13 protein-coding genes are annotated in these 14924 nt (G+C 71.7%); 8 read left to right on the forward strand and 5 right to left on the reverse strand.

Going from position 1 to position 14924, the window contains the following annotated elements; all coding sequences use genetic code 11:
• On the forward strand, positions 1-528 hold a 528-nt coding region (locus GRC12_RS07615), incomplete at its 5' end, for a thiamine pyrophosphate-dependent enzyme (RefSeq protein ID WP_244372269.1).
• Positions 529-562: 34 nt separating this feature from the next.
• On the opposite strand, the gene GRC12_RS07620 is transcribed toward GRC12_RS07615, so the two are convergent.
• Positions 563-1276 (reverse strand): MerR family transcriptional regulator, encoded by a 714-nt coding sequence (locus GRC12_RS07620; protein WP_208778381.1) that lies wholly within the window; start codon positions 1274-1276, stop codon positions 563-565.
• A 214-nt stretch (positions 1277-1490) separates the two neighbouring features.
• Between GRC12_RS07620 and GRC12_RS07625 the strand changes: the two genes are divergently transcribed.
• Together GRC12_RS07625 and GRC12_RS07630 are read left to right on the forward strand one after the other, a co-directional pair.
• Positions 1491-2951: an amino acid permease gene (locus GRC12_RS07625; RefSeq protein WP_208778382.1), complete on the forward strand. Its 1461-nt coding sequence runs from the start codon at positions 1491-1493 to the stop codon at positions 2949-2951.
• Between the two features lie 40 nt (positions 2952-2991).
• Positions 2992-3471 (forward strand): macro domain-containing protein, encoded by a 480-nt coding sequence (locus GRC12_RS07630; protein WP_208778383.1) that lies wholly within the window; start codon positions 2992-2994, stop codon positions 3469-3471.
• A gap of 70 nt (positions 3472-3541) precedes the next feature.
• On the opposite strand, the gene GRC12_RS07635 is transcribed toward GRC12_RS07630, so the two are convergent.
• A complete protein-coding gene (locus GRC12_RS07635) occupies positions 3542-5029 on the reverse strand; it encodes a M1 family metallopeptidase (RefSeq protein ID WP_208778384.1) in 1488 nt (495 codons plus the stop codon).
• Between the two features lie 219 nt (positions 5030-5248).
• Between GRC12_RS07635 and GRC12_RS07640 the strand changes: the two genes are divergently transcribed.
• The 4 genes from GRC12_RS07640 to GRC12_RS07655 all read left to right on the forward strand — a co-directional run bounded on the left by GRC12_RS07640 (position 5249) and on the right by GRC12_RS07655 (position 10593).
• Positions 5249-7213 (forward strand): Xaa-Pro dipeptidyl-peptidase, encoded by a 1965-nt coding sequence (locus GRC12_RS07640; protein ID WP_208778386.1) that lies wholly within the window; start codon positions 5249-5251, stop codon positions 7211-7213.
• A gap of 120 nt (positions 7214-7333) precedes the next feature.
• A complete protein-coding gene (locus GRC12_RS07645; protein WP_208778388.1) occupies positions 7334-8347 on the forward strand; it encodes an oxidoreductase in 1014 nt (337 codons plus the stop codon).
• Positions 8348-8453: 106 nt separating this feature from the next.
• On the forward strand, positions 8454-10094 hold the full coding sequence (locus GRC12_RS07650) for an ABC-F family ATP-binding cassette domain-containing protein (RefSeq protein ID WP_208778389.1): 1641 nt from the start codon (positions 8454-8456) through the stop codon (positions 10092-10094).
• A gap of 22 nt (positions 10095-10116) precedes the next feature.
• Complete coding sequence (locus GRC12_RS07655) at positions 10117-10593, forward strand: DUF1003 domain-containing protein (RefSeq protein WP_208778391.1); 477 nt, start codon at positions 10117-10119, stop codon at positions 10591-10593.
• A 25-nt stretch (positions 10594-10618) separates the two neighbouring features.
• On the opposite strand, the gene GRC12_RS07660 is transcribed toward GRC12_RS07655, so the two are convergent.
• The 3 genes from GRC12_RS07660 to GRC12_RS46365 form a co-directional block, all read right to left on the reverse strand.
• Positions 10619-11191: a putative glycolipid-binding domain-containing protein gene (locus tag GRC12_RS07660; protein WP_208778393.1), complete on the reverse strand. Its 573-nt coding sequence runs from the start codon at positions 11189-11191 to the stop codon at positions 10619-10621.
• 20 nt (positions 11192-11211) lie between these two features.
• Positions 11212-13587, reverse strand: a complete 2376-nt coding sequence (locus tag GRC12_RS07665; protein WP_208778395.1) for a Tex family protein — start codon at positions 13585-13587, stop codon at positions 11212-11214.
• A gap of 101 nt (positions 13588-13688) precedes the next feature.
• Entirely contained in the window at positions 13689-13820 is a 132-nt protein-coding gene (locus GRC12_RS46365; RefSeq protein WP_260844787.1) for an LPFR motif small protein, read from the reverse strand.
• Between the two features lie 140 nt (positions 13821-13960).
• Here GRC12_RS46365 and GRC12_RS07670 point away from each other — a divergent pair, with 140 nt between their 5' ends.
• Positions 13961-14914, forward strand: coding sequence for a GlxA family transcriptional regulator (locus GRC12_RS07670; protein ID WP_208778397.1), 954 nt, complete (start codon positions 13961-13963; stop codon positions 14912-14914).
• The last annotated feature ends 10 nt before the right edge of the window (positions 14915-14924 follow it).

Here is a 14924-nt window from a genome sequence, read left to right on the forward strand (position 1 = left end):
CCCCTCGCCCCCTTGGCCGCCGCCCACGCCGTGGCCCGCGGACTCCCGGCCGACGCCGTGGTCGTCGAAGAGGCCATCACCGTCGGCCTGTTGGTCCGCCGTCTCGTCCGCCTCGAACGGCCCGGCAGCTACACCCACACCGTGGGCGGCGGGCTCGGCTGGGGCATCGGCGCCGCGGTCGGCCGCGCCCTCGCCGAACCCGGCCGCCCGGTCGTCGCCGTCCTGGGCGACGGCTCCAGCCTGTTCGGCCTGCAGGGCCTGTGGAGCGCGGCCCGCCAGAACGCCCCCGTCCTTTTCGTCGTCATGAGCAACGGCGCGTACCGCACCGTGCAGGAGACCTACGAGGCGTTGGGCCACCAGGGTCCCTGCCCGGGCACCGACCTGGGGCACCTCGACTTCACCCAGGCGGCCCGCTTCTTCGGCGTCGACGCGGTACGGGCGGACAGCGCCGATCACCTGCGCGAACTCGTCGCGGGCGCGGGCGGGTTGACGGGCCCGCTGCTGGTCGACGTACCCCTGCGGACGTGATCGGGCCCGCGTGAGGTGACCGGGCCCGCGCGGGTCAGGCGGGCCGGCCGTCCTGCGCGTCCGTGAGCCAGCCCAGCACCTCTTCCTTCAGCGAGCGCTGGAACGTCGTCAGCAGCGCCTGCACCACCAGCGGCTGCATGTGCGCGGACAGCGACTTCACGTCCGCCTCGGCCCGCTCCGACACCTCGCCCCGGAACAGCTGCGACAACTCGTGCGCCGCCGCCCGCGAGTGCTCGATCAGCACCGTGCGCGCCGCCAGGATCGCCTCCTCGGACAGCGGCACGTCCAGCAGCTGCACGCCGAGCCGCAGCAGTCCGGAGTCGACGCGGTAGGCGTCCCCGTCGGCCCGTACCACGCCCATCGCGGCGAGCCGCTCGACCTCGTCCCCGCTCAGCGCCCGCCCCGCCCGGCGCCGCAGCTCCTCGGGCGTCACCGTCTCCACGGTGTCCGGAGCCCAGGAGGCCACCACCGCCCGGTGGATCGCCAGGTCGTGATGGCTCAGGCCGGCCGGCAGCTGCTCCATGTAGCGCTCGATCGCCGCCAGCGTCATGCCCTGGTGCTGCAGCTCCTCGATCAGCGCCAGCCGCGCCACGTGCTGCGGCCCGTAGTGGCCGACCCGCCGCGGACCGATCACCGGGGGCGGGAGCAGGCCCTTGGTGCTGTAGAACCGGACCGTGCGGACCGTGATGCCGGCCCGCGCGGCCAGTTCGTCGATGGTGAGCGTCGGCTCCCCGGTGTCGGTCGTCATGTGCAGCAGTATCGCTGTCACACCAGTGCTGCGAAACCTTGTGCCGGAGACGTGAGGGGCCTGTGAGAAGTGCCGCCATGTGATCCATGCCATCGCTTGGGCGCCGGGCGCCTGGGAAGGCGGCGAGATGGTCCGCGCCCCACCGGGAGCGCCGGCCTCGTACGTCCGGACAGCCGAGCGTGATCCGCTCGGACGCACCAGAGAGTGGATCCCCGTGAGCAAGGACGCCGTGACCACGGCAACGGCCGGGTCCCGCACCGACGCGGCCCAGGCGCCCGCGGACGCGGGCGACGCCGGCTACAGCAAGGACCTCAAGGCCCGCCACGTCAACATGATCGCCATCGGCGGCGCGATCGGCACCGGCCTCTTCCTCGGCGCCGGAGGCCGCCTCCACACCGCGGGACCCGCGCTCGCGCTGGCCTACCTCGTCTGCGGCGTCTTCGCCTTCTTCGTGGTCCGCGCCCTCGGCGAGCTGGTCCTGTACCGCCCGTCCTCCGGCTCCTTCGTGTCGTACGCGCGTGAGTTCCTCGGCGAGAAGGGCGCGTACGTCGCCGGCTGGATGTACTTCCTGAACTGGTCCACCACCGGGATCGCCGACATCACCGCGATCGCGCTCTACACCCACTACTGGAGCCTGTTCACCAGCATCCCGCAGTGGGCGCTCGCGCTGGCCGCGCTGGCGGTGGTCCTGGCCGTGAACCTGATCTCGGTGAGGATCTTCGGCGAGATGGAGTTCTGGTTCGCGATCATCAAGGTCGCCACGCTCGTCGGTTTCATGCTGATCGGCGTCTTCCTGCTGGCCACCCGGCACGAGGTCGGCGGCCGCACGCCCGGCGTCGGCATGATCACCGACCACGGCGGCGTCCTCCCGCACGGCGTGATGCCGGTGGTGCTCGTCATGCAGGGCGTGATCTTCGCGTACGCCGCACTGGAACTGGTCGGCGTCGCCGCGGGCGAGACGGCGGAGCCGGAGAAGGTCGTCCCGCGCGCGGTGAACTCGATCATGTGGCGGGTGGGCCTGTTCTACGTGGGCTCGGTCGTCCTGCTCGCCCTGCTGCTCCCCGGCTCCGTCTACTCGGCCGACGAGAGTCCCTTCGGCACCGTCCTGTCCAGGATCGGCGTGCCGGCGGCGGGCGACGTGATGAACCTCGTCGTCCTCACGGCGGCGATGTCCTCGCTGAACTCCGGTCTGTACTCCACGGGCCGCATCCTGCGCTCGATGGCGACGGCGGGCTCGGCGCCGAGGTTCACCGCCCGCATGAACCGCAGCCAGGTCCCCTACGGCGGCATCCTGCTGACCTGCGCGGTGTGCGTGCTCGGCGTCGGCCTCAACTACCTCGTGCCGAGCCAGGCCTTCGAGATCGTGCTGAACGTCGCCTCGCTGGGCATCGTGTCGACCTGGGTGATCATCATGATCTGCCACCTGGTCTTCGTCCGCCGGGCCCGGTCGGGTCTGCTCACCCGCCCGTCCTTCCGCCTCCCCGGCAGCCCCGTCACGGAGCTCACCACGATCGCCTTCCTCCTCGCCGTCCTCGCCCTGATGTGGAACGACCCCGAGGTGGGCCGCAAGACCCTGCTCCTCATCCCGCTGATCGCAGCGATGCTGGCAGCGGGCTGGTTCGCCGTCCGCCACCGCGTCGAGGCCGCCGCGGACAGCGAACGGCCGACGCGATAACCAGCGGCCCGCTGTCAGTGCCGGGCCGTACGGTGGCGCCATGTCGGAGATCGCTTACGTCCGGGGTGACGCCACCGTTCCGTCAGCCAGGGGCGTCAAGGTGATCGCCCATGTCTGCAACGACATCGGGGGATGGGGCAAGGGATTCGTGCTCGCCGTGTCCCGCCGCTGGCCGCAGCCCGAGGCCGCCTACCGCGCCTGGCACCGGGGCCGCGCGGGAAACGACTTCGGGCTGGGCGCGGTTCAGTTCGTGCAGGTCGAGCCCTATGTGTGGGTCGCCAACATGATCGGGCAGCGCGGAATCAGGACCGGCAGCAAGGGCGTCCCGGTGCGCTATGAGGCCATCGACTCGGCCCTCGGCAGACTCGCCGACAAGGTCCTGGCGCTGGGCGCCTCCGTCCACATGCCCCGCATAGGCTGCGGTCTGGCAGGCGGCAAGTGGTCAAGGATCGAGCCGCTGATCACCGAGCGCCTGACAAAACGCGGCATCAAAGTCACCGTGTACGACAGCGCCCCGTAAGGGGCGCGAGGAACTGCGCGACCAACCCAAACGGCCCCGCAGCCCCCACACAACCGAACCCGGCACCCCCTCAGTGCACGCTGTTCGTAGCCGCGATCTTCTTCCACGACTTCGGCTGCGAAGCAGTCGCGACCGACGGGGCGATCGAAACGGCCGTGGCCGCCCGCACCGCCGGCTTGGACGGCTGGAACAGCCACGTGTCGAACAACGCCCCCAGCGACTTCCCCGACACCCGCTCCGCATACGCCTCGAAGTCGGCCACGGAAGCGTTGCCGTACGCGTGCTCCCGGGGCCACCCCTTCAGAACGGCGAAGAACGCATCGTCACCGACCGCGTTCCGCAACGCCTGGATCGCCAGCGCCCCCCGGTCGTAGACAGCGATGTCGAACTGGTCGTCCGGCCCCGGATCCCCCGGCTTGACGGTCCAGAACGCGTCGCCGGCCGGATGCGAGTCGTAGACGTAGTCGGCCAGTTGCTGCGTCGTCCCCTCACCCTCGTGCTCGGACCACAGCCACTGCGCGTACCGCGCGAACCCCTCGTTGATCCAGATGTCCTTCCAGCCCTTGAGCGACACGCTGTCCCCGTACCACTGGTGCGCCAACTCATGGACGACCACGGACGTGTTGGAGCCGTTCGCGAACTGCTTCGGGCTGTAGTACACGCGCGTCTGCGTCTCCAGCGCGTACCCGGTGGTCGTGTTGGGCACGTACCCGCCCGCCGAACTGAACGGATACGGCCCGAAATAGCCGCTCAGCCAGTCGACGAGCTCCCCGGTGCGCTCCACGCTCGCCCGCGCGGCCCCGTCGTTGTCGCCGAGGTCCTTGCTGTAGGCGTTGACGACCGGCACCCCGCCCTCGGAGGTGCTCGTCGTGATGTCGAACTTCCCGATCGCCAGCGTGGTGAGGTACGTCGCCTGCGGCTTGTTCTCCCGCCAGTTGTACCGCGTCCAGCCGAGCTTCGAACTCGTCGACTGCAGCAGCCCGTTGGAGATGACCTGCGTCCCGTCCGGCACCGCCACCGACACGTCGTACGTCGCCTTGTCGAGCGGGTGGTCGTTGCTCGGGTACCACCACCAGGCCGCCTCGGGCTCGTCCGCGGCGACCGCCCCGTCCGGCGTCCGGTGCCAGGTGTTGAAGCCGTACGCGCTCTTCGTCGACGGCACCCCGCTGTAGCGCACGACCACGGTGATCGACGTGCCCTTGTCCAGCGGCGTCTTCGGCGTGATCACCAGCTCGTGCTGGCCCGAGGTGGTGAAGGAGGCCTTCGCGCCGTTGACCCGCACCTCGCTGACGTCCAGCAGGAAGTCCAGGTCGAAGCTCGACAGGTCCTGCGTGGTCCTCGCGAGGATCGTCGCCGTGCCCTCCAACTCGTCGGTGGCGGGCTGGTACTGCAGGCGCAGGTCGTAGTGGGAGACGTCGTATCCGCCGTTGCCGTAGGCCGGGTAGTAGGGATCGCCGATGCCCGGAGCGCCGGGGGTGTGGCTCGCGGCCGACGCCGGGATCGCCAGCATCAGGGTGGCGGCGGCGAGGGCGCCCGGCGCGATGATTCTGCGGTGCACGAAAGCTCCAAGTGGTAGGGGCACATGGGTCTGTTCGGATGTGCGGAGCCTATTGAGTCCCTGTGGGGCTGAGCATGTCCATGGCCACATGTGTCACACGATCGCCATTCGGCCGTCACGCGCGGCGCCGCGCCAGGGGCGTCATCCGGCCACACCCGCCCCATCTGGCCGTCTACTGCCCTCTTCTGCACGGGAGTTGACCGATGTAACGTCCCGCGCATGCCGACACGCACGCGCTTCACGACCTGGAGACCGCTCGCGACGGCGGCCATCGCCGTCCTGATGGCAGCCTTCCTCACCCCGGCGGCGGCCCACGCGGCCCCACGGGAGAGCCAACCCGTCTACTCCTACGCGAACGCCATCCGCGAGGCCGTATGGGTGGACACCGGCCTCGACGCGGACGGCGACGGGAAGACCGACCGCGTGGCCGTGGACATCGTCCGCCCCCGCGAACCCGCCCAGCACCACCGCCGGGTCCCGGTCATCATGGACGCCAGCCCCTACTACTCCTGCTGCGGCCGGGGCAACGAGAGCCAGAAGAAGACCTACGACGCGAACGGCGACGTCGTCCAGATGCCGCTCTTCTACGACAACTACTTCGTCCCGCGCGGCTACGCCTTCGTCGGTGTCGACCTCGCCGGCACCAACCGCTCCGACGGCTGCGTGGACGTCGGCGGCCGCAGCGACATCCAGTCCGCGAAGGCCGTCGTCGACTGGCTGAACGGCCGGGCCAGGGCGTACACGACGCGCACCGGAACCGTCCGCGCCACGGCGAACTGGACCAATGGCCGGACCGGCATGATCGGCAAGAGCTGGGACGGCACCATCGCCAACGGCGTCGCGGCCACCGGCGTCAAGGGCCTGAAGACCATCGTCCCGATCAGCGCCATCTCCTCCTGGTACGACTACTACTTCGCCAAGGGCGCCCCGCTGTACGACTCCGGACCCGACTGGCTCTCCGACTACGTCGAGAGCCCGGGCGCCCGCGCCCAGTGCGCCGCCGTCCAGCAGAGGATCGTCGCCGGGGCCCCGCGCACCGGCGACTGGACCCCCTTCTGGACCGAGCGGGACTACGTCAAGGACGCCGGCAAGGTGAGGGCGAGCGTCTTCCTGGTGCACGGCATGCAGGACCTCAACGTCCGCACCAAGCACTTCGGGCAGTGGTGGGACGCGCTGGCCAAGCGCGGCGTCGAGCGCAAGATCTGGCTCTCCCAGACCGGCCACGTCGACCCCTTCGACTACCGGCGCGGCGCCTGGGTCGACACCCTGCACCGCTGGTTCGACCACGAACTCCTCGGCTACGACAACGGCGTCGACCGTGAGCCGATGGCCGACATCGAGCGCCACCCCGACCAGTGGGTCACCTCCACCATCTGGCCGCCGCGGGGCACCGCCACCGCGACCCTGCGCCCGGCCGCCGGAACCCAGCCGGGCGTGGGCGCCCTCGGTCTGACCCGCGGCTCCGGCACGGCGACCTTCACCGACAACCCCCAGCTGAGCGAGACCGACTGGGCGGCCCAGATCGACAAGACGACCCCCGACAAGGCCGGTTTCATCACCAAGCCCCTCACGCGCGACCTGCGTCTGTCCGGCTCCTCGAAGGTGACGGTCACCGCGACCCCGACCACCCCGACGGCCCACCTCTCCGCCGTCCTGGTGGACCTCGGCCCCGACACCGTCCGGGACTACGCGGACGCCGCCGAGGGCATCACCACCCTCACCGACCGCTCCTGCTGGGGCGCGAGCACCTCGGGCGACAGCGCCTGCTTCCGGAGCACCGCGGCCAAGACGGCGAGCGTCGACTACACCGTGTTCAGCCGCGGCTGGGCGGACCTCGGCAACTACGCCTCCGACCGCAAGGGCGTCCCGCTCACCCCGGGCAGGGCGTACACGATCACCCTGGACCTCGCGGCCACCGACCATGTCGTCCCGGCCGGTCACCGTCTCGCGCTGATCGTCGCGGGCACCGACAAGGACCTCATCGACCCGCCGGCCGACAAGCCGACCCTCACCCTGGACCTGTCCCGCACCTCGGCCCGTGTCATGCTCGTCGGCGGCGCGGCGGCCTTCGCCCGGGCCGCCTCGGGCAAGGCGTCGGCGACCGCGTCACCCCGGCGCCTGGACGGCGTACGAGGGCCGAGCGGCACGCACCGCGTTCCCGGCCCCGCGGGCCAAGGCGGCTGAGCGAGCGTCAGGCGGCCGGGGCCACAGCTCCGGCCGCCTGCCACACGCGCCTCCCCACCCGCGGTAGCGGAATGTCCCATGCCGTGCGCGGAGTGCCTCCGGGGTGGGAATACTCACAGCATGTCTGCCGAGTACGCGACCTTCGGCCTGGCACCGGCGATGCGTGCCGGTGACGTCCTCGCCAACGGTGACTACCAGGTGCACCGGGACTTCGTGGACTTCCTCGTCGACGGACGCCCGCTGCTGTTCCGGCTCTCCGACCTCGACGCCGTCTCCCCGCTCGCCTCCGACATCCCGCCCGCCATCTTCACCGAACAGGTCCGCGGTCTGCTGCTGGAGGCTCAGGCCCCGCTTCCGGGCGGCCGGCACGTCATCTACGGCTGCCCCGAGTGTGCCGACCTGGCCTGCGGTGCCGTCACCGCGGTCATCGACCGGGACGGCGAGGACTATGTCTGGCGGGACTTCGCCTGGCAGACCGACGAGCACGCCGACCTGGAGCTCAACGGCTACCACGGCATAGGGCCGTTCCGGTTCCGGGGCGCCGAGTACCGGCAGGCCCTGCTCGCCGCCGAGGCACAGGGCGGGCGGCGCCGCGTCCTGCTCATCGGCGCCCGCGTCGCCGTACTGGCCAGACTCGCGGCGGCCCTGCGCACCATCGGCATCGGCGCCGACATCGCCCATGACGCGACCGACGTCCACGCCGACGAACTGCGGTCCTACGGAGCCGTAGCCTTCGGCCGCGCGGTCACCCAGGAGGAACGGGCCGCCGTGCGCCGCGCCTTCGAGCAGGCCGGTGTCCAGGTCGCCTATGTCGACGGCCTCGCCCCGATCATCCCGCTCCTGGTCGCCCAGATCGAGAACGCCCTGGACCGCAGGCCGGTGGAACAGCGCAGGCTGACCCGGCTGGTCGCCGCCGACGGCGAGGCGGGCGTCGAGGTCACCTCCCCCTGCCGGGTCCGCCTCACCGCGTACCGCCTGGACCGCCTCTACCGCTCCCACGTCCGGGAGGTCTTCGACGGCATCCTCGAACCGGGCCGGCACCGCATCGCCCTGGACGCCAAGGCGGTGCGAGGGGAGTCCTTCGTGGTGGCACGGACGACGGGGAGCGTGCTGGTGGAGGCGGTGACGCGGTAACGCTCCGCCGGGTGCGCCGGGAAGGGCTGCCGCATGGCGGACGCAGTCCCGCGCCCCATCGGGGCGCGAAGCGCCCAGGGACGCCCGCCGACTAGGATCGCCCCCTGTGACCGCCACTCTCGTCGCCAAGAACCTCGCCGCCGGGCACGGTGACCGCTCCCTGTTCTCCGGGCTCGACCTCGTCGTGGCCCCCGGCGACGTGATCGGGCTGGTCGGTGCCAACGGAGCGGGCAAGTCCACGCTGCTCAGGATGCTCGCGGGGCTGCTCGCACCCGAGCAGGGCGAGCTGCGGCTGTCCCCGCCGACGGCGACCGTGGGGCATCTTCCGCAGGAGCCGGAGCGGCGGCCCGGCGAGACCGTCCGCGCCTTCCTCGCCCGCCGTACCGGAGTCGCCGAGGCCCAGCGCGTGATGGACGAGGCCACCCAGGCCCTGGTGGAGGGGGCGCCCGGCGCCGACGACGCCTACGCGACGAGCCTGGACCGCTGGCTGAACCTCGGCGGCGCCGACCTGGAGGAGCGGGCCGAGGAGGTCGCCGACTCACTGGGCCTCGCCGTCGACCTGGACCAGCCGATGACCTCCCTGTCCGGCGGCCAGGCGGCCCGGGCGGGCCTCGCCTCCCTCCTGCTGTCCCGCTACGACGTCTTCCTCCTCGACGAGCCCACCAACGACCTCGACCTGGACGGCCTGGAACGCCTCGAACGCTTCGTCTCGCGCCTGCGCGCCGGCACCGTCGTCGTCAGCCACGACCGCGAGTTCCTCACCCGCACGGTCACCAAGGTCCTCGAACTCGACCTCGCGCAGCGGCAGATCAACCTCTTCGGCGGCGGCTACGAGGCCTATCTGGAGGAGCGGGACGTCGCCCGCCGGCACGCCCGCGAGGACTACGAGGAGTACGCCGACAAGCGCGCCGCCCTCCAGGACCGGGCCCAGATGCAGCGCTCCTGGATGGACAAGGGCGTGAAGAACGCGCGCCGCAAGGCGGGCAACGACAACGACAAGATCGGCCGCAAGTTCCGCAGCGAGGCCAGCGAGAAGCAGGCCGCGAAGGCCCGCCAGACCCAGCGGATGATCGAACGCCTCGAGGTCGTCGAGGAGCCCCGCAAGGAGTGGGAGCTGCGCATGGAGATCGCGTCGGCCCCGCGCTCGGGGTCCGTCGTGGCCACCCTGCGGGACGCCGAGGTACGGCGCGGCGACTTCACCTTCGGGCCGGTCTCCCTGCAGATCGACTGGGCCGACCGGGTCGCGGTGACCGGCGCGAACGGCGCCGGCAAGTCCACCCTCCTCGGCGCCCTGCTGGGCCGCGTCCCCCTGGACGCCGGCGCGGCCGCCCTCGGCTCCGGCGTCCTGGTCGGCGAGGTCGACCAGGCCCGCCGGCTGTTCCACGGCACACAGTCCCTGCTGGACGCGTTCTCCACCGCGGTCCCCGACACCGAACCGGTCGAGGTACGCACCCTCCTCGCCAAGTTCGGCCTCAAGGCGGAGCATGTGCTGCGCCCGGCGGCGACCCTGTCACCGGGTGAACGCACGCGCGCCGCCCTGGCGTTGCTGCAGGGCCGGGGCGTCAACCTCCTCGTCCTGGACGAGCCGACCAACCACCTCGACCTGCCGGCCATCGAGCAACTGGAGTCCGCCCTCGACTCCTACGAGGGCACCCTGCTCCTGGTCACCCACGACCGCCGCATGCTGGACGCGGTGCGTGTCACCCGCCGCCTGGACGTGTCGGCGGGCAAGGTCACCGAACGCTAGCGTCTCGAGTCAGGGAGAGGCCATGGGCACTTCGGCGAAGCGGCCGGCGGTGCGGATCAAGCACGAACAGGTCGTCGTCGCGCGGATGCGCGGCACCCAGGACCGCGTCGCGGACGCGATCACCGCGTTCGCCGGCACCATGACCTTCGTCTATCTGCACGCCGCGTGGTTCGCGGTGTGGATCGTCTGCAACGAGGGGGCGTTCGGCAAGGGGGCCGTCTGGGACCCGTACCCCTTCGGCCTGCTCACCATGATCGTCAGTCTGGAGGCTATCTTCCTGTCCACCTTCGTCATGGTGAGCCAGAACCGCCAGGCCGCCCGCGAGAACGTCCGCGCCGACCTCGACTTCGAGACCAACGTCCGCTCGGAGGTCTGGTCCGTGCACATGGGCCGTGCGCTGGGGGTGGACCCGGTGGAGGTCGAACGCCGGGTCCAGGAACTGCTCGCGGAGAACCGCGCCCGGATGAACGGAACCGCCCAGCCCCCCGCGGGGAGCTGAGCGGCAACGGGCGGGCCTCGCCCGCTCAGGCGCCCGCGCGCAGTCGCCGGGCCAGCCCCGGATAGTCGACGACACAGCCGTCCGCGTCGAACTCCAGATCGCTGCGGAAGTCACCGGAGGCGAAGCGGACGTGCCCACCGCCGTCGGTCCGGCCCAGGTGGGTGTACGTCTGCGGCGACGGCCGTACGACCAGTCCCGGCACCGACACCCACGCCATCAGCAACTCCCGCTCCCCGGGCTCCAGATGGAGGCCGTGCCGCAGCACCGGCATGGTGTTGGTGAGCGGGCACAGCCCCAGGTCGCAGTCGAGCGCGCCGTCGACACCGGGCAGCGGTTCGCCGTCCGCCGTCCACCGCCCGTGCCCGTCGTGGACCAGATCCAGGGTCCGCGCCCCCGCCTCCGTCTCCGCCGTCACCCGCAGCCGGCGCGTCACGAACCGCGCGCCGGTCTCCAGCTCGTACGTCACCCAGTACGGCTCCGGAACGGTGCCCACGGCCCGCCCACGGGCCCGCAGTTCACCGTCCCCGAAGTCGACCCAGGCGGTCTCGTAGCCCCGGCTGCCGGCCACTTCCCAGGTGATGGCACGTGAAGCGGACATCACGGTCACGAACCCTTCGGCTACCGCTTCTTGGGATCGAGCAGACCCGCCTTGCGCAGGGCGTCCGCCATCGCGCTGTTGGCCGGCGGCGGTGCCTGACGAGAACCGCCGGTGCCCGCGCCGCGTCCCTGCTGGCGCTGCTGGGGCGGACGCCCGCCCCGCTGGCGACGCTCACCCCCGTCGCCCTGCCGGCCGCCCTGCGCGGCCGGCTCGTCGTCCAGCCGCAGGGTGAGCGAGATCCGCTTGCGCGGGATGTCGACGTCCAGCACCTTCACCTTGACGATGTCCCCGGGCTTGACCACCTCGCGCGGGTCCTTCACGAAGTTCTTCGACATCGCGGAGACGTGCACCAGCCCGTCCTGGTGCACACCCACGTCGACGAAGGCACCGAAGGCCGCCACATTGGTGACCACGCCCTCCAGCACCATCCCGGACGACAGGTCGGAGATCTTCTCGACGCCCTCCTTGAAGGTGGCCGTCTTGAAGGCGGGCCGCGGGTCACGCCCCGGCTTCTCCAGCTCCTTGAGGATGTCCGTGACCGTCGGCAGCCCGAACGTCTCGTCCACGAAGTCCCCCGGCCGCAGCGAGCGCAGCACGCCCGTGTTGCCGATGAGCGAGGCCACCTCCTGTCCGGACGTCTTCACCATGCGCCGCACCACCGGATACGCCTCCGGGTGCACGCTGGACGCGTCCAGCGGGTCGTCGCCGCCCCGGATCCGCAGGAAGCCCGCGCACTGCTCGTACGCCTTGGGACCGAGCCGCGCGACGCCCTTGAGCTGGGTGCGGGACTTGAACGGCCCGTTGGCGTCCCGGTGGGCCACGATGTTCTCGGCGAGCCCGGAGGTGATGCCGGAGACCCGGGCGAGCAGCGGGGCCGACGCCGTGTTGACGTCCACGCCGACGCCGTTCACACAGTCCTCCACCACCGCGTCCAGCGAGCGCGAGAGCTTCACCTCGGACAGGTCGTGCTGGTACTGGCCGACACCGATCGACTTCGGGTCGATCTTCACCAGTTCGGCGAGCGGGTCCTGCAGCCGGCGCGCGATGGACACCGCGCCGCGCAGCGACACGTCCATGTCGGGCAGTTCCTGCGAGGCGAACGCGGACGCCGAGTACACCGAGGCGCCGGCCTCGGAGACCATCACCTTGGTGAGCTTCAACTCCGGGTGCCTGGTGATGAGTTCACCCGCGAGCTTGTCGGTCTCGCGGGAGGCGGTGCCGTTGCCGATCGCGATCAGCTCGACCGCGTGCTCCTTGGCGAGGCGGGCGAGCCTGGCGATCGCCTCGTCCCACTTGTTGGCCGGGACATGCGGGTGGATGACGTCGGTCGCGACGACCTTCCCGGTCGCGTCGACCACGGCGACCTTCACACCCGTACGGAAACCCGGGTCCAGGCCCAGCGTCGCGCGCGTGCCGGCCGGGGCGGCGAGCAGCAGGTCGCGGAGGTTGGCGGCGAACACCTGGACGGCCTCGTCCTCGGCGGCCGTCCGCAGCCGCAGCCTCAGGTCGATGCCGAGGTGCACCAGGATGCGGGTCCGCCAGGCCCAGCGGACCGTGTCGATCAGCCACTTGTCGGCCGGCCGGCCCCGCTCGGCGATCCCGAACCGCGAGGCGACGATCGCCTCGTACGACGAGGGCCCGTCCGTCGGCTCCTCCGGCTCCAGGACGAGGTCGAGGATCTCCTCCTTCTCGCCGCGCAGCATCGCGAGGACGCGGTGCGAGGGCAGCTCGGTGAACGGCTCGGCGAAGTCGAAGTAGTCGGCGAACTTGGCGCCCGCCTCCTCCTTGCCCTCCCGCACCTTCGCCGCCAGCCGCCCGCGCACCCACATCCGCTCGCGCAGCTCACCGATCAGGTCGGCGTCCTCCGCGAACCGCTCGGTGAGGATCGCCCGCGCGCCGTCGAGGGCGGCCTGCGGGTCGGCGACGCCCTTGTCGGCGTCGACGAACGCGGCCGCGGCGGCGAGGGGTTCCACCGTCGGGTCCGCCAGCAGCCCCTCGGCGAGCGGCTCCAGGCCAGCCTCGCGCGCGATCTGCGCCTTGGTGCGCCGCTTGGGCTTGAAGGGCAGGTAGATGTCCTCCAGGCGCGCCTTGGTCTCGGCGGCCCGGATCTGCGCCTCCAGTTCGGGGGTGAGCTTGCCCTGCTCACGCACCGAGTCCAGGATCGCCGTCCGCCGTTCCTCCAGCTCCCGCAGATAGCGCAGCCGCTCCTCGATCGTGCGCAGCTGCGCGTCGTCGAGCATCTCGGTCGCTTCCTTGCGGTAGCGGGCGATGAAGGGCACCGTCGAACCGCCGTCGAGCAGTTCGACGGCGGCCCTGACCTGCCGCTCCCGTACGCCGAGCTCCTCGGCGATCCTGCCTTCGATGGACCCTGCTGCCGCAGACCCGGGTGTCGTCACGATCCCGTACCGCCTTCTCACTGAGGTTGCGCCGCAATTGTGGCAGGTGGCACCGACAGTCGGGGATCAGGGCGGCACGCGGCGGGCCGCGGCGGGCGGGATCAGGCCCGGTGCCCCCGCGCGGAGCCCGAGGCCCCGCCGAAGAGCCGGGCCAGGGCCCGGAAGGGCAGCGTCACGACGGTGGCGATCGCGCCACCGATCTGGCGCAGTACGTCGGCTATCGCACGGAACACGGAACTTCCCCTTTCCTCTCCCGGCCGCCACGGCCGGAGGGATGCGGGTACCCAGCTTCCGCGGCCCGCCCCACGGGATGGCAGGAAAGGTGGGGTGCTCGTCGTTGCGGCCATCGCAGGGGCGCCCAAGGATGGACGGTATGCGAACCGTCCTGGTCGTTCTCTTCGACGACGTGCAGAGCCTCGACGTCAGCGGCCCGGTGGAGGTCTTCAACGGCGCCGAACTGCATCGCCCGGGCACGTACCGGATCCGCACCGTCAGTGCCGACGGCCGGGCCGTGCGGACCTCCAGCGGGCTCACGCTCGTACCGGACCACTCCTTCGCCGACGCCCCCGCCGCGCACACCCTGCTGGTCCCGGGCGGTGCGGGCACCCGCGACCCCGATCCACGGGTGGTGGACTGGCTGCGCGAGCACGGCCCGCGGGCCGAGCGGCTGGTGTCCGTGTGCACGGGCGCGCTGCTGCTGGCCGGGGCCGGCCTGCTGGACGGCCGCCGGGTGACCACCCACTGGTCGGTGTGCGGGAGGCTCGCGCGTGACCACCCGGCCGTCGAGGTCGACCCCGACCCCATCTACATCCGCGACGGACACCTTGCCACCTCCGCCGGCGTCACCTCCGGCATCGACCTGGCCCTCGCGCTGGTCGAGGAGGACACCGGCCGGGAGACCGCCTTGTCCATCGCCCGGCACCTGGTCGTCTTCCTGCGCAGGCCGGGCAACCAGGCCCAGTTCAGCGCCCAGCTCGCCGCGCAGACGGCCCGTCGTGAACCCCTGCGGGAGGTCCAGCAGTTCATCACCGAGCACCCCGACGGCGACCTCGGCGTCGAAGCCCTCGCGGCCCGCGCGAGCCTGTCGCCGCGCCACTTCGCCCGCGCCTTCCAGGCCGAGACCGGCATGACACCGGGACGCTATGTCGACCGGGTCCGGCTGGAACACGCCCGGCGCCTGCTGGAGGACACCTCCGACGGGGTCGAGGAGATCTCCCGCGCCTGCGGCTACGGCACCTCCGAGGCCATGCGCCGCGCCTTCGTCAGAACCCTCGGCACGGCGCCCGCGGAGTACCGCCGCCGCTTCCGTCCCGTACCCGCCGGCTGAAAGGCTCCCG

It is taken from the genome of Streptomyces griseorubiginosus (assembly GCF_017614965.1).
In the GTDB taxonomy this organism is placed as follows: Bacteria; Actinomycetota; Actinomycetes; order Streptomycetales; family Streptomycetaceae; genus Streptomyces; species Streptomyces griseorubiginosus_B.